The organism is Micromonospora sp. WMMD754, assembly GCF_049315235.1.
In the GTDB taxonomy this organism is placed as follows: domain Bacteria; phylum Actinomycetota; class Actinomycetes; order Mycobacteriales; family Micromonosporaceae; genus Micromonospora; species Micromonospora sediminicola.
On sequence record NZ_CP186058.1, the window covers coordinates 4901857 to 4915766 of the forward strand.

Here is a 13910-nt window from a genome sequence, read left to right on the forward strand (position 1 = left end):
CCCACGGTACGTGCGGCTCAGTCCTCCTCCGCCGGCCAGGGGGCAGCGCCGACCCCGGTGACCCGGACGCCGCCCCACGGGTCCACCTCGGTCAGCCGGGCCCGGGTGACCCGGTCGCCGACGCGGACCTCCACGTCCCGCCGGCCGGAGCGCAGCAGCCGCACCAGGCGCGGCTCCGGGTCGGTGCGCCCGGCCCAGTGGTAGCGGCCGTCGACGGGTTCCCACCGGCCGCCGGCGTGCAGCCGGACCGGGGTGCCGGCGATCTCGGCGCGGCCCTGCCAGCTCACCTGTCGATCCGCTCGTGCGCGCGGGTCAGCTCCGGCGGCAGGTCCGCCCCGCGTCGGACCCCCTCGATGCCGCTCCACAGCAGGGTGGTCAGGTAGTCGGTGAGCGCGGCCCGGCGGATCGGCTGGCCGTGCGTGGTCCACCAGTCGCCGACCGCCTGGACGAACCCGACCAGCCCGTACGCCCACGGCTCGGCCGGGCCGGCGTCGAGGCCGAGCGCGCGCAGCCGGTCGCCGATCACCCGGGCCAGCCCGGTGGCGACCTGCCGGCTGGTGCCGCTGACCACCTGCTGGAGGCCGGGGAGGCCGGACTCGTGCACCAGGAACCGGTAGAGCGTCGGTTCGGACTCGATGACGCTCAGGTACGCGTCGATGGTCGCCTCGACCAGGGCCCGCTCCTCGCGTACCTGCTCCACCGCGGGCGCGATGGCGTCCACGACCCGCGCCGCGACCACCTCGCCGACCGCCAGCCAGAGCTGCGCCTTGTCGGCGAAGTAGCGGTAGAGCACCGGTTTGCTGACTCCGGCGGTGGCCGCCACCTGGTCCATGTCGACGCCGGGGCCGTGCCGCAGCAACGCCTGCACGGCGGCGGCGACCAGTTCCTGGCGTCGCTGCTCGCGGTGGTCGGCCCAGCGGTCGCGCCGGCCGCCGGACCGGGGCGGGGGCGGCGCCGGCGGGGCGCCGGAGCCATTGACATCGGTGGAGGTGCGTCGCATGCTACCACTCGTAACAGTTACTCGAAGTTACGTCAACCTGGAGGGGTCATGGAGCGGACGTCGGCCGGATTCCCGCGGGAGGCGGTCGCCGACCGCCTGCTCACCGCCTCGGTGCGGACCAGCTACGACCCCCTCGTCGACCTCGACTGGTCGGCGCCGCCGGTGCCCGGGGCCTACTGGCTGCCGCCGCGGCGCAGCAGCCTCTACGGCACCCCGCTGTGGGACGACCTGACCGAGGAGCAGCGCGTCGAGCTGACCAAGCACGAGGTGGCCAGCGCCGCCAGCGCCGGGCTGTGGTTCGAGACGATCCTCATGCAGATGCTGATCCGGCACTACTACGACGCCGATCCGACCAGCCGGCACGCCCAGTACGCGCTCACCGAGGTCGCCGACGAGTGCCGGCACTCCATCATGTTCGGTCGGCTCATCGAGGCGATCGGCACCCCGGTCTACCGGGCCGCCCCGGTCGACCACCTGCTCGGCCGCTGGCTCAAGGCCACCGCGACCGGCCCGCAGATGTACGCCGCCATCCTCATCGCCGAGGAGATCCTCGACTCGTTCCAGCGGGAGATCATGGCCGACGAGTCGTTGCAGCCGCTGATCCGGATGGTCTCCCGGATCCACGTGGTGGAGGAGGCCCGGCACGTACGCTTCGCCCGCGACGAGCTGGGCCGCCAGGTGGAGGCGGCCGGCCCGGTGGCGCTCGGCTACGCGCGCCTGGTGATCGGCCGGGCGGCGTACTCGATCACCCGACGCCTGGTGAACCCGCGGGCGTACGCGGCGGTCGGCATCGCGCCGGCGGTCGGCCTGGCCGCGGCCCGCGCGAACCCGCACTGGCAGGCCACCCTGCGGTGGTCCGCCCAGCGGATCGCCGAGCACCTCACCGAGCTGGGGCTGATCGCCGGCCCGGGACGTCTGCTGTGGCGCCGGTCCGGGCTGATCGAGGGCTGACCGGCGGCGGCCCGAAGGGGATGGACCGCCGCCGGCCGCCCGGTCAGGAGGTGGGGAAGCTGTCGGGGGTGCGGATCCGGTTGCGCATGAACGCGCCGGACTCGGTGAGCACCGAGGTGCCGGTGAAGGTGCCCGCCGCGCAGGTGCCCGGCCGCAGCGCCGCGCTGCCCTCGGGCGCGTCCGAGTACGTCCAGTTGGCGTAGCTGATCTTCAGCCGATCCAGCAGGTCCAGCCACGCGTTGCTGCTGGCCGTGTCCACCGCGCCGTCACCGGTGTAGGTGACCGTGCCGAACTCGGTGACGAACAGCGGCAGCCGGGCGGCGGCCCGCTCGACCTCGTTGCGGTAGTTGTCCCGGTGCGAGGCGGCGTAGAAGTGGAACGTGTACATGATGTTCTGCGCCCGCACCGGGTTGTTGACGATCTCGTCGGAGTTGCCGCCCTCGGAGACGCCCAGCGAGGACCAGCCCCGGGTGCCGACGATGACCACGGCGTCCGGGTCGTTGGCCCGGATCACCGGGATGACCTGCTCGGCGTAGGTGCGGATGGTCGACCAGCTCACGCCGTTCGGCTCGTTGGTGATCTCGTAGATCACGTTCTTCTTGGCCGCGTTGCGCGCCGACACGGTGGCGAAGAAGGTCTTCGCCCGCTCCAGGTTGTACATCGGGTCGCCGGGGGTCAGCGTGTGGAAGTCGATCAACGCGTACATGCCCCGCGCCTCGGCCTTGTCCACCAGCGAGTTGACCTGGTTGGTGAACCCGGTCGGGTTGGTCTCGTAGCCCTGCTCCTGCACGTACATCGAGATGCGCAGCAGGTCGGCCTGCCAGTCGTTCGCCAGCGCGTCGAGCGAGGCGTCGGGGTAGCAGTTGGCGAACCACTGCAACCCGTGCGTGCTCATGCCGCGCAACTGGATCGGCCGGCCGTACTGGTTGCAGAGGTTGACCCCGCAGACCCGCAGCTGACCGTTGATCGCGACCGGCGTGCTGCCGGTGGGCGGCGGGGTCGTCGGCGGCGCGGTGGTGGGCGGGGGAGTGGTCGGGGGCGGTGTGCTCGGCGGCGGGGTGCCGGTGCCGCCGGTGCAGGCCGTGCCGTTGAGCGTGAACGAGGTCGGGCTCGGGTTCGACCCGGTCCAGGACCCGTTGAAGCCGACGGTCGTGCTGGCCCCGGTGCCGAGCGCGCCGTTGTAGTCCAGGCTGCGCCCGGTGACCGCGGACCCGCTCTGTTGCCAGGTGGCCGACCAGCCCTGCACCACGCGCTGGCCGCCGTCCGGGAAGGTGAAGCCCAGGGTCCAGCCGTTCACCGGGTCACCGAGGTTCTTGACCGTCACGGTGGCGGTGAAGCCGCCCTGCCAGGAGTTGGTGGTGTAGGTGACGGCGCAGCCGGTCGCCGCCATCGCGTTCGTCGACGGCAGGACGGCGGTCGCCGCCAGGGCGAGCGCGCCGACGGCGGCGCCGACGAACAGGTGCCGCCGGGACGGCCGGGGGATGGAGAACATGCGGGAAGGTCCCATCTGGTGGGTGGTGATCGGAGGGTGCCCGACGTGAACCTGCCCGGAAGGTCGACGCGGTGCCCGGGGGAGCGCTCCCACGCAGAGGGTAGAGGCGGATGCCGATGCGTGCAACCGCCGGGGCGTCGCGGCGGGGTCAGCGCCGGGCGCGCCGGCCGCCGTAGAGCCGCAGCGCGTTGCAGACGTCGAACACGCCCGGTACGTCCCAGGCCAGCTCGGCGGCGACGCGACGGGTCTCCGGGTCGGCGACCATTCCGGCGAGGATGACCACCCGGTTCTGCACGGTGACCGTGATCTGCTGGCGCCGGGTGGTCCAGTCGGTGCTCAGGCGCTGCGCGACCAGCGACGCGAGCGCCACGTCCGCGCCGTCGGGCTCGGGCCCGCCGCCGGTGAACGGAAAGTCCGGGTACGGCCAGGGCATCATCACGGGGAGGGGCTCCTTCTGCTCGGTCAGGACCGGGGGGCGGGCGCGACGCCCGACGCCGGGGCGTGGTCGTCGACGACGGCGAAGACGCCGTCGAGCCGCATGGTGTGCAACACGGTGAGCACGAACCGGGACGGCGCCACCAGGCACAACCGTCGACCGTCCCGCCGGGCCTCCTGGTGTGCCCGGACCAGCAGACCCAGCCCGGCGGAGTCGATCACCTCCAGCCCGGCGAGGTCGACCAGCTCCCGGTCGGCCCGGATCGACCGGTCGGCCAGCGCCCGGCGTACCGCCTCGGCGGCGTCGGCGTCGGGGGTGGGCCGCGGCCCGGCCACCGCCTCCACGTCGTCGAGGCCCAGGCCGTCGTCGGCGACCGCCGCCCGGGCGCTGCACCGGGGGCAGTGGTGTGGCCCGGAGGCGAAGGGCGAGCCGACCCAGTCGTGCTCGAAGACCAGCGTCCACACGACCTCGGCGTCGGGCAGCGTGGCGCCCGTGCCGGTGACGCTGTCACCGCAGCCGTCGCAGATGAGCATCATCAGGTGTTCCGCCGGTACGACCGTCACACCTCCTCCTTCCGCCGGGCGGCCGGGTCGGACGACGTCTGCCGGCCGGCGGCGACCACCGCCAGCACGACCGCGACGGCGGCGAACCCGGTCTGCACCACCAGGGGCAGCAGCGGGGAGCCTCCCGGACGCCGGTCGACCAGCCCGACCACGATCGCGCCGAGCAGCGCCGCGGCCACGCCGAGCGCGAGGGTCAACCAGACCGGGACGGCCTTGCGCCCCGGCAGGACGAGTCGTCCCACCGCACCGACGGCGAGGCCCACGACGAGCGCTCCGACGAGCGTGCTGCCGGTCACCACTCCTCCTCAGCGTCGCGTGGACGGGACCCGGGCGCGGCCGCGGGCGGCCGGGCGGGGCGTGTCGACGACGGGTACCGACGCGCCCAGACCGGCGGTGGCCAGGATCCGCCGGATCCGGGGGTGCGGATTGCCCAGGCTCAGGACCGCGTCCCGTCGGGCCAGGCGGCGGTGCACGTCCAGCAGCAGCGCGATCGCGGCGGCGTCCACGTGCCGGCACTGCGCGAGGTCGATGGTCACCTGCCGGGGCCGTAGCGCCAGGACGCGGTCCAGGACGTGCGCGACCTCGGACAGCCCGGCGAGGTCCAGCTCGTCGGTGATCTCCACCCGGACGTGCGGCACGGTGGACTCCGGCGGGGCGGACGGCAGGGTGCTGGTCATCTGGTCGCTTCCGTGACGGGATTCCGGTTCGGCTCCCACTCTGGTCAGCGACCTTGGAGGTCGCCGGACGGTTGTATGACGGTTCGGTGACAAAAACCGCGAACGGCCGACGCGATTGGGCGACCCGCGGCCTGCCGGTCATGATGCCCATATGACGGCCGTACTGGTGATCGAGGACGACGACCGCATCCGGCTCGCGCTGCAGCTCGCCCTGGAGGAGGAGGGCTACGAGGCCTACGGCGCGGCGACCGCCGAGGACGGGTTGCGCCGGCAGCGGGAGAACCCGGCCGACTACGTGCTGATGGACCTGATGCTGCCCGGCATGGACGGTTTCACTGGTATCCGGCAGCTACGTCGCGACGACGACGTTCCGGTCGTGGTGATCAGCGCCCGTGACGACACCCACGACATCGTCGCCGCGCTGGAGGCCGGGGCGGACGACTACGTGGTCAAGCCGGTCGCGATCAAGGAGCTCTCGGCCCGGTTGCGGGCCCTGCGCCGCCGGGCCCGGACCGTTGCCGGCCCCGCGCCCGCGCAGTTCTTCGGCGACCTGGAGATCAGCGCCGAGGCCGGCGAGGTGCGACGGTCCGGCCGGCCGGTGCCGGTGACCCGGACCGAGTTCCGGCTCCTCTGCGAGCTGGCCGAGCACGCCGGCAAGGTGCTGTCCCGCCAGCAGCTGCTCAGCCGCGTCTGGGGCTACGAGACCGGTGACGAGCGGTTGGTCGACGTGCACGTCGGCCGGCTCCGGCAGAAGATCGAGTCGGATCCGGCCAACCCCCGCCACCTGGTGACCCTGCGGGGTCTCGGCTACAAGCTCCAGCGATGAGCCGTCCCGGACTGCGCGCCCGGGTGACCGCCGCGTTCGCCGTGGGCGCCCTGCTGCTCGCCGCGCTGATGGCCCTGTTCTCCTACGACCTGACCCGCCGTTCGCTGCTCGACGAGCGGGAGCGCACCGCCGTCCGCGCCGCCTACTACGACGCCGCGGTGGTCCGGTCCGGCCTCGACACCGGCACCCCGGACGTGGTGGCCGTGCTGCGCTCGCTGGACACCGGCAGCGCCCGACGCCCGCTGCTGCACCTGCGCGACGGCTGGTACGCCCGTACCGCGGACGTGGGCGCCAGCTCGGTGCCGGTCGAACTGCAACGGGTGGTCGCCGACGGTCGGCCCGCCGTGCAGCGGATCCGCCTGGACGGGCAGCCGACGCTGCTCGTCGGGGTGCCGCTCCCCGGTGAGCTGGGTTACTACGAGTTGACCTCGCTGCGCGAGGTGGAGGACACGTTCCAGGTGGTCGGGCTGACGCTGACCGCCGTCGCGATCATGATCGCGGGAGCCGGCGCGGCGCTGGGCTGGTACGCCACCCGGCACAGCCTCCGGCCGCTCACCGCGGTGGCCGACGCGGCCGAGCGGATCGCCGCCGGCGACTTCGCCACCCGGCTCGACCCGACCACCGACCCGGACCTGACCCGCCTGTCCAGCTCGTTCAACGAGATGGTCGACAAGCTGGTCCGGCGGATCGACCGGGACCGGCGCTTCGCCGCGGACGTCAGCCACGAGCTGCGCTCGCCGCTGCAGACGCTGGCCGCCGCCGCGAGCGTCCTGACCCGCCGCCGGGAACACCAGGACGAGCGCACCGCCACCGCGGCGGGCCTGGTGGCGGACGAGGTGGCCCGGTTCCAGCGCCTGGTGGACGACCTGATCCAGCTGGCCCGCACCGAGCAGCCGGCGCACCGGGAGACCGTCGACGTGGTCGACCTGGCGCGGTCCGCCTGCCGCGAACGGTCGTTGCCGGAGAGCCTGGTGGAGACGTCGGCCGGTGCGCCGCACCGGTGGTGGGTCGACCGTCGCCGGTTCGCCCAGGTGCTGCTGAACCTGCTGGAGAACGCCGAACGGTACGGCGGCGGTCCGGTCGCCGTCCGGCTCTATTCGGAGGACGGCGTGGGCGTCGTGGAGGTCGACGACGACGGTCCGGGCGTGCCGGCGGCGGACCGGGAGGCGATCTTCGACCGGTTCGTCCGGGGCCGGGCGGCGCACGCCCGGGCCGACACCGACGGCACCGGGCTCGGGCTCGCGCTGGTGGCCCAGCACGCGGCGGCGCACGGCGGGACGGCGGCCGTGCTGGAGCGGGACCGGGGCGCCCGGTTCCGGGTCGAGCTGCCGGGAGCGGTCCGATGAGGCGCCGGCTGGTCCCTGCGCTGCTCGCGGCAGCGCTGCTCGCCGGGTGCGGCGTGCCGGTCGACGACGAGCCCCGGCTGGTGCAGCCGCCGCCCGGCCGGTTCCCGACGCCGGCCGGCACCACGACCGCCGACCCGGAGGGTCGGGCGGACGAGCCGTTCTGCTTCGTCCGGGAGGACGGGCTCGCGGTGGTCACCCGCCCGGCGGACCGGCTGCCGGACGTGGACGCCCACCTCCAGCACCTGCTGGCCGGGCCGGACCGCTGGGAGCGGGGTCGCGGGCTGGCCACCGCGTTGCCGGGCACGGTGGCGGTCGCGGGGGCCACGCTGGCCGGCTCGGTCGCCACGGTCGACGTGCGCCAGGCCGGCGAGGAGACCGGGCGCAGCGACGAGGTGCTCGCCTTCGGGCAGATCGTGTGCAGCCTCACCCAACGGCCGGACGTGGACAGTGTGGCGTTCCGCCGGGACGGGCAGCCGCTGGAGGTGCCCCGCGCAGACGGGAGCGTCTCGGCGCTCCCGCTCACCGCCGCCGACTACCGGCCGCTGCTACCCCGCTGACCGGATTCCACGCCAGGTTGTCCGGTATAGGCCCAAATCTCCATCGTCCGTTCGGTTGATTTGGCGGTGACCTTTGGTCTAGTGTGACTGGCACGACCGGTGTGGGAGGCCACCCGTTCTCCGAGGACAGGAAGGGCAGCATGACCACGATGACCATGGCACCGTCCGCCACCGAGGTGCACCGCGCGCCGCAGACCGGTGAGGAGTCCCGCGCCAGCGAGCTGATCGGGGCGCTCGCCGCCCTGCCCGCGGACCACCCGCAGCGGGCGAGCCTGCGCAATCAGGTCATCGAGGCGTGGCTGCCGCTGGCCAACCACCTGGCCGCCCGCTACAGCGGTCGCGGCGAGCCGGCCGGCGACCTGGCCCAGACCGCGGCGCTCGGCCTGATCAAGGCGGTCGACCGGTTCGACGCCTCCCGCGGGGTCGACTTCGCCGGCTTCGCCATCCCGACCATCCTCGGCGAGATCAAGCGGCACTTCCGTGACCGCACCTGGAACATCCGGGTCCCGCGTCGCCTTCAGGAGCTGCGGCTGCGCATCTCCGAGGCGAACAGCACGCTGACCCAGACCCTCAACCGGGCCCCGACCGTGGCCGACATCGCCACCCACCTCGACGTCACCGAGGAAGAGGTGCTGGAGGGCCTGGAGGGTGCCCGCGCCTACAACGCGGTGTCGCTCTCCACCCCGATCGGCGACGGCGACAGCGCCACCGAGCTGGGTGACACGCTCGGCACCGAGGACAACGAGTACGAGCTGGCCGAGCTGCGCGCCTCGCTGGGCCCGGCGCTGGCCACGCTCGACGAGCGCGAGCAGAAGATCCTCACGCTGCGCTTCTACGGCAACCTGACCCAGAGCGAGATCGCCGCCCGGGTCGGCGTGTCCCAGATGCACGTGTCGCGGCTGCTCGCCCGCGCCCTGACCAAGCTGCGGGGTCAGCTCACCGAGGCCTGATCCACCCCGTTCTCCCCGTCCGCGACCGCCACCGGTGTCCTCGACCGGTGGCGGTCGCGTCGTTCTGACCACCCGTCGGGTACCGTCGCGGGCCGCCCCGCCAGCTCGGGGAGGTGGCGGCATCGACGGCGCCTGGACCACGCCACTTCCCCGACGTGGTGTGGATCATGCGGGAGTGCCCACTTGACAACGCGGTGGGATCTCCGCCACTGCGGGGAAGTGGTGGGGTCGCCCGTCACCAGGAGGACGGTGGGGGCGGCGGCACGACCGGAGGTCGGTCGTCGCAGGTGATGGTGTTCGGCAGCAGCCACGGGGCCAGCCAGCCGCCGTCGTTGCCGCCGAGGTCGGTGAGGCCGAACTCGGATCCGGCCGGGGTGAAGTGGAACGAGCCGCAGTTGTTCACCCCGACCGCGCCCACGTTGCGCGCGTCGACGTCGGCGAAGCTGGCCCCGCCGGCGGTGCGGGCGCTCACCACCGAGGTGCCCGTGCCGTCGACCCGGATGTCGCGGAACCGCACGTTGTCGATCCGGACGCGGTCCTTCACCGGCCAGTCGCTGACCAGCATGATCGCGTTGTAGGTGCTGTCCAGGTAGGCGTCGCCGGTGACCTGGATGTCGGCGTCGATGCTGCGGTCCAGCGCGTAGAACCAGATCGCGCCGAGGCCGATGTTCCAGTTGAGGTCGTAGGTGCCGGCCCGGACCGTGGTGTTGCCGGTGATCCGGATCCGGCCGGCGAACGGCTCGGCCCCGAAGCGGGAGCCGATCTGGATGGCGCTGCCCTCGCGGACCGGGTCGGCGACCAGATTGTGCGCGACGGTCAGGTCGGCGCCGCCGTAGAGCGCGATGCCGTTGGCCAGCACCGGCGACTGCACGGTGTTGTACGCGAACGTGTTGGACGCGTTCGCGGTCCCCTCCGACCACATGGCCAGGGCGTCGTCGCCGCTGTTGCGGACCACCGAGTTGGTGACCGAGGAGTGCGTGACGCCGGTGTGGAAGTTCACCCCGTCGGCGATCTGGTCGGCGATCACGGTGTCGGTGACCCGCAGACCCGTCATCGGACCGTCGAACCACATGCCGACCTTGGTGTGGTGCAGGTAGAGGCCGTCGACGGTGCTGTGGTTGAGCGCCCCGCCGATGGCGTTGACCTGGTCGGTGTCGACGCGCTCGCGGACGTCGCCCTCGATCGCGAAGCCGGAGAGGTGGACGTGGCGGCTGCCGCCGTCCGCGGCGTCGCGGCCGTAGAAGCCGACGCCGGTGTGCCGGGACCCGTCCGGCGCCGGGGTGTCGAGCGCGACCTCGCGTCCCTTCACGACGGTGTACCAGCTGCCGGCGCCCACGATCGTCACGTCGTCGACGATCACGTGCCGGTTGACCTGGAAGACGCCCGGCGGCAGGTACAGCGGCCGGTCCACCCGGCGGGCGTGCGCCACGGCCCGGTCGAACGCGTCGGCGGACTCGCGCCGCCCGGTCGGGTCGGCGCCGAAGGCGAGCACGTTCACCGCGCGGGGAACCACCCGGGGCGGGGCGACCAGGTGCGCGTCCAGCAGGTCGATCACGGTCCAGGCGGCGGCCGTGCCGGTCGGCGCGGTCAGCCGGACCACCTCGCCGGCCCGGTGGGTCCGCCCGAGCAACATCCGCTGCTCGTCGTAGAAGTGGTGCGGCCGGAACGGCTTGGCGACGACCGGGGTCGGTGTGGTGGCCGCCGGCACGCACGAGCACTCGGTGATCCACCAGTCCGGGTGCAGCAGGTCCGCGTCGGGGTCGTTGGTGAACGGGTACTGGTTGTAGAGCCAGGCGTACTGCGAGGTGAGCGTCATGGTGCGCGCGGGCGCCCGGCCGACGGCGACCCGCAGCGGCGCGGTGATGCCGCCGCCGCGCGGCGCGTCGGGGATGCTGTAGCGCACGGTCAGCGCGTTGGTGGCCCGGGGGAGCGTGAACTCGACGTACTGACCGGGCAGCAGGCGGACGGCCCGGCGACCGGACGCCTCGCCGGCCAGGGTGTAGGCGGACCGGTCGGGGCCGATGACGGCGCCGGTGGTGCGGGCGTTCTCGGCCTCCTGCTCGACGTAGTCGACGGCGGCGCCGCGCCCGGCCACCAGTGCCGGGTCGAGTGCGGCCCGGGTGACCGCCGGCGCCGGGCCGGGGGGCGCGGTCGCCGCGGCGGCGGAGCCGGGCGGCACGACCAGGGCGGCGGCGGTGACCGCCGCCGCGAGGATCCGCGGCACGTACGGGCGGCGGCCCGTGGTGCCTTCCACGCTCCGTTGCATCGGAGCACCCACTTTCGCGAGGAGGGGACGGTGGTGGCCTCGGCGCGGGTGAGGGGCGCCCGTCGACAAGGTGCCTCATGTTATTCCTGCTCCCTGCTCTCTTTCAAGCATTGCCATGTTTGAATCTTTCACTGCTGCTGCGGGTAGGGACGTCAAGAATCGGGCGGTCCGGCTGTTCTTTTCTTGCAAGAAACCGACGTAGGATTGCCGCCGTGACGAAACGCTTGACGGAGGTGGCCCGCAAGGCGGGCGTCAGCGAGGCGACCGTGAGTCGTGTGCTCAACGGCCGCGGCGGCGTGTCCGAGGCGACCCGGACGGCCGTGCTGACCGCCCTCGACGTGCTCGGCTACGAGCGCCCGACCAAGTTGCGCGGGGAGCGCGCCCGGCTGGTCGGTCTGGTGCTGCCCGAGCTGCAGAACCCGATCTTCCCGGCCCTGGCCGAGGTGGTCACCGGCTCGCTGGCCCAACGCGGGTTCACCCCGGCGCTCTGCGCCCGCACCATCGGCGGCGTGCCCGAGTCCGGCTACGTGGAGATGCTGCTGGACCACCAGGTCAGCGGCGTCATCTTCGCCGGCGGCTCGTACGCGCTCGCGGACGCCTCGCACGAGCACTACCGGCGCCTGACCGATCGCGGACTGCCCGTGGTGCTGGTCAACGCCGGCGTCGAGGAGCTGGGCTTCCCCCGGGTGTCCACCGACGACGCGGTCGCCGTCGAGCAGGCGTACGGGCACCTGCGCTCCCTCGGCCACGAGCGGATCGGCATCGTGCTCGGCCCGGGCGACCACGTGCCGTCGCGCCGCAAGCTCGACGCCATGGTCCGCGCCGCCGGCTGGGGCGAGGACCGGTCCCTCGTGGAGCGGTCCAGCTTCTCCATGGAGGGCGCGCGGGTCGCCGCCACGAAGCTGATCGAGCGCGGCGCCACCGGCATCGTCTGTGCCAGCGACGTGCTGGCGCTGGGCACCATCCGGGCCGCCCGGCGGCTCGGCTGCGCGGTGCCCGCCGACGTCTCGGTGGTCGGCTTCGACGACTCCGCGTTCATGACCTGCACCGACCCGCCGCTGACCACGGTGCGCCAGCCGATCGAGACGATGGGCCAGGCCGCCGTCGACCTGCTGGTCACCCAGATCGAGGGGGCCGGCGTGCTGCACGACGAGCTGCTCTTCGAGCCCGAGCTGGTGGTACGCGGCTCCACCGCCCCCGCTCCCCGTACCTGACCCGGCGCGCCACCCGGCCGCCGACCGCTACCCGCGGTCGGCGGCCTTTTTTGTGCCCCCGAACGCCTCCGTCGTGATCAGCCGTTGCAAAGTCGTGTTCTTTCGTCTTCGAGTCGACACCTTGCTGTAAAGAGTCGGCGTCGCTACATTGACTCCACTTCCACCGGACCCCGGGGCGCGGCAGCCGCGCGGTCACCGCAGATCAGTGCAAACCATCGATACACCCGTTCCCGAAGGGATGGACACATGTCCGTACCGCAGTATCGGAAGGTCGCGGCGGTCGCCCTCGCGGCCGGCCTCGGGCTCAGCCTCGCGGCGTGCTCCACCAAGAGCGACGACTCCGGCGAGGCCGGCGGCAAGGTCACCATCACCGTCGACTGCCAGCCGGTCGGCGCGCAGAAGGAACTGCTGAAGAACTGGAACGACGACGTCGCCGAGTTCCAGCGGCAGAACCCGACCATCGTGATCAAGAGCGTCAGCGTCGGCGAGCAGTGCAACAACCCGCCGGACTTCACCGCCCGCCTCGCCGGCGGCACCGTCACCGACGTGTTCTACGGCTACATGACCGACCTCCAGCAGGTGCTGGACTCCGGTCAGGCGATGGACATCACCGAGTACGCCACCAAGGACACCATCCCCACCTGGGACAGCGTGGACCCGGCGCTCAAGGAGGTCTTCACCGACGGCGGCAAGCTCTACGGCGTACCGGTGAAGAACTACTCGATGGGCCTGATCTACAACAAGGCGCTCTTCCAGCGGGCCGGCCTCGACGCGGCCAACCCGCCGAAGACGTGGTCCGAGGTGCGGGCCGCGGCCAAGAAGATCTCGGCGCTCGGCGGCGGCGTCGCCGGCTACTCCGAGTACAGCGCCGGCAACACCGGCGGCTGGCACTTCACCTCGCTGCTCTACTCGCAGGGCGGCCAGGTACTCAGCGCCGACGGCAAGAAGGCCGACTTCAACAACCCGATGGGCAAGCAGGTCCTGCAGAACCTCAAGGACATGCGCTACGGCGACAACAGCATGGGCAGCCGCCAGCTCCTGCAGTGGGGCGACCTGCTGACCAACGCCGGCGCCGGCAAGGTCGGCATGTTCATCGGCGCGCCCGACGCCACCCAGGCGATCGTCAGCCAGTTCCAGGGCAAGTACCAGGACTGGGCGATGGGCCCGCTGCCCGGCCAGGACGGCCCGGCCAAGGCGACCCTCGGCGGCGGCGAGGGCTACTTCTTCAAGAAGGGCCTCACCCCGGAGCAGGTCAAGGCCGGTCTGAAGTGGATCGCCTACCAGAAGCTCACCCCGGGCAAGGGGCAGTTCGACTACGTCCGCGCCAAGCCGCAGAACTACCCGGTCGGCCTGCCCCAGCCGCTGCTGTTCACGAACGGCAGCGACGCGCAGAAGCAGGAACTCGACCTGCGCAAGGCCAACGCCAACGTCGACACCACCAACTTCGCGGTCTTCGAGGCCAACCCGGTGCCGATCAAGGGTGAGCCGCGCAACGCGCAGGCCATCTACGCGGTGCTCGACGCGGCGATGTCCGGGGTGCTGACGAACCCGAACGCGAACATCGACGCCCTGCTCAAGACCGCCGAGGACAAGGTCAACCAGCTCCTGGCCGCCGGCAGCTGACCCGACCGG

At 72.7% G+C, this 13910-nt stretch carries 15 protein-coding genes; 7 read left to right on the plus strand and 8 right to left on the minus strand.

The window, feature by feature from the left end; translation table 11 throughout:
* Positions 1 to 17 precede the first annotated feature (17 nt).
* On the minus strand, positions 18 to 287 hold the full coding sequence (locus tag ACN27B_RS23715) for a DUF4873 domain-containing protein (RefSeq protein ID WP_099161196.1): 270 nt from the start codon (positions 285 to 287) through the stop codon (positions 18 to 20).
* Entirely contained in the window at positions 284 to 1000 is a 717-nt protein-coding gene (locus tag ACN27B_RS23720) for a TetR family transcriptional regulator (protein WP_091575099.1), read from the minus strand. Before ACN27B_RS23720 ends, ACN27B_RS23715 begins: the two co-directional genes overlap by 4 nt.
* A 48-nt stretch (positions 1001 to 1048) precedes the next feature.
* Between ACN27B_RS23720 and ACN27B_RS23725 the strand changes: the two genes are divergently transcribed.
* Entirely contained in the window at positions 1049 to 1951 is a 903-nt protein-coding gene (locus tag ACN27B_RS23725) for an AurF N-oxygenase family protein (protein WP_099161195.1), read from the plus strand.
* A 43-nt stretch (positions 1952 to 1994) separates the two neighbouring features.
* On the opposite strand, the gene ACN27B_RS23730 is transcribed toward ACN27B_RS23725, so the two are convergent.
* From ACN27B_RS23730 to ACN27B_RS23750, 5 genes are all read right to left on the minus strand, one after another.
* The gene (locus ACN27B_RS23730) at positions 1995 to 3443 is read right to left on the minus strand and encodes a cellulase family glycosylhydrolase (protein ID WP_422746053.1); all 1449 of its coding nucleotides are present in this window, start codon (positions 3441 to 3443) and stop codon (positions 1995 to 1997) included.
* Between the two features lie 148 nt (positions 3444 to 3591).
* Complete coding sequence (locus tag ACN27B_RS23735) at positions 3592 to 3882, minus strand: BON domain-containing protein (RefSeq protein ID WP_091575089.1); 291 nt, start codon at positions 3880 to 3882, stop codon at positions 3592 to 3594.
* Positions 3883 to 3905: 23 nt separating this feature from the next.
* Positions 3906 to 4442 carry an STAS domain-containing protein gene (locus ACN27B_RS23740; protein ID WP_099161193.1) on the minus strand — a complete coding sequence of 179 codons (537 nt, stop codon included), beginning with the start codon at positions 4440 to 4442 and terminating at the stop codon, positions 3906 to 3908.
* Positions 4439 to 4738, minus strand: a complete 300-nt coding sequence (locus ACN27B_RS23745; protein WP_099164602.1) for a hypothetical protein — start codon at positions 4736 to 4738, stop codon at positions 4439 to 4441. Before ACN27B_RS23745 ends, ACN27B_RS23740 begins: the two co-directional genes overlap by 4 nt.
* Before the next feature lie 9 nt (positions 4739 to 4747).
* The gene (locus ACN27B_RS23750; protein ID WP_099161192.1) at positions 4748 to 5119 is read right to left on the minus strand and encodes an STAS domain-containing protein; all 372 of its coding nucleotides are present in this window, start codon (positions 5117 to 5119) and stop codon (positions 4748 to 4750) included.
* A 151-nt stretch (positions 5120 to 5270) separates the two neighbouring features.
* Between ACN27B_RS23750 and ACN27B_RS23755 the strand changes: the two genes are divergently transcribed.
* From ACN27B_RS23755 to ACN27B_RS23770, 4 genes are all read left to right on the plus strand, one after another.
* Positions 5271 to 5945 (plus strand): response regulator transcription factor, encoded by a 675-nt coding sequence (locus ACN27B_RS23755; RefSeq protein ID WP_099161191.1) that lies wholly within the window; start codon positions 5271 to 5273, stop codon positions 5943 to 5945.
* On the plus strand, positions 5942 to 7291 hold the full coding sequence (locus ACN27B_RS23760) for a sensor histidine kinase (RefSeq protein ID WP_099161190.1): 1350 nt from the start codon (positions 5942 to 5944) through the stop codon (positions 7289 to 7291). The genes ACN27B_RS23755 and ACN27B_RS23760 overlap by 4 nt, the downstream gene beginning before the upstream one ends.
* A complete protein-coding gene (locus ACN27B_RS23765; protein WP_099161189.1) occupies positions 7288 to 7848 on the plus strand; it encodes a GerMN domain-containing protein in 561 nt (186 codons plus the stop codon). Before ACN27B_RS23760 ends, ACN27B_RS23765 begins: the two co-directional genes overlap by 4 nt.
* 140 nt (positions 7849 to 7988) lie before the next feature.
* Entirely contained in the window at positions 7989 to 8798 is an 810-nt protein-coding gene (locus ACN27B_RS23770) for a SigB/SigF/SigG family RNA polymerase sigma factor (protein ID WP_099161188.1), read from the plus strand.
* A gap of 235 nt (positions 8799 to 9033) precedes the next feature.
* Here ACN27B_RS23770 and ACN27B_RS23775 read toward each other — a convergent pair whose 3' ends face one another.
* Positions 9034 to 11064, minus strand: a complete 2031-nt coding sequence (locus tag ACN27B_RS23775) for a glycosyl hydrolase family 28-related protein (RefSeq protein ID WP_099161187.1) — start codon at positions 11062 to 11064, stop codon at positions 9034 to 9036.
* Between the two features lie 212 nt (positions 11065 to 11276).
* Here ACN27B_RS23775 and ACN27B_RS23780 point away from each other — a divergent pair, with 212 nt between their 5' ends.
* Both ACN27B_RS23780 and ACN27B_RS23785 read left to right on the plus strand, forming a co-directional pair.
* A complete protein-coding gene (locus ACN27B_RS23780) occupies positions 11277 to 12278 on the plus strand; it encodes a LacI family DNA-binding transcriptional regulator (protein WP_099161186.1) in 1002 nt (333 codons plus the stop codon).
* A gap of 246 nt (positions 12279 to 12524) precedes the next feature.
* Positions 12525 to 13901 (plus strand): ABC transporter substrate-binding protein, encoded by a 1377-nt coding sequence (locus ACN27B_RS23785; protein ID WP_422741550.1) that lies wholly within the window; start codon positions 12525 to 12527, stop codon positions 13899 to 13901.
* Positions 13902 to 13910: the final 9 nt, after the last annotated feature.

Bases quoted from the DNA above. Each gene is read 5' to 3' on its own strand.
- ACN27B_RS23785 (WP_422741550.1), top strand. From the start codon at position 12,525: ATGTCCGTACCGCAGTATCGGAAGGTCGCGGCGGTCGCCCTCGCGGCC.
- ACN27B_RS23720 (WP_091575099.1), bottom strand. From the start codon at position 1,000: ATGCGACGCACCTCCACCGATGTCAATGGCTCCGGCGCCCCGCCGGCG.
- ACN27B_RS23755 (WP_099161191.1), top strand. From the start codon at position 5,271: ATGACGGCCGTACTGGTGATCGAGGACGACGACCGCATCCGGCTCGCG.
- ACN27B_RS23725 (WP_099161195.1), top strand. From the start codon at position 1,049: ATGGAGCGGACGTCGGCCGGATTCCCGCGGGAGGCGGTCGCCGACCGC.
- ACN27B_RS23765 (WP_099161189.1), top strand. From the start codon at position 7,288: ATGAGGCGCCGGCTGGTCCCTGCGCTGCTCGCGGCAGCGCTGCTCGCC.
- ACN27B_RS23775 (WP_099161187.1), bottom strand. From the start codon at position 11,064: ATGCAACGGAGCGTGGAAGGCACCACGGGCCGCCGCCCGTACGTGCCG.
- ACN27B_RS23730 (WP_422746053.1), bottom strand. From the start codon at position 3,443: ATGTTCTCCATCCCCCGGCCGTCCCGGCGGCACCTGTTCGTCGGCGCC.
- ACN27B_RS23760 (WP_099161190.1), top strand. From the start codon at position 5,942: ATGAGCCGTCCCGGACTGCGCGCCCGGGTGACCGCCGCGTTCGCCGTG.
- ACN27B_RS23750 (WP_099161192.1), bottom strand. From the start codon at position 5,119: ATGACCAGCACCCTGCCGTCCGCCCCGCCGGAGTCCACCGTGCCGCAC.
- ACN27B_RS23770 (WP_099161188.1), top strand. From the start codon at position 7,989: ATGACCACGATGACCATGGCACCGTCCGCCACCGAGGTGCACCGCGCG.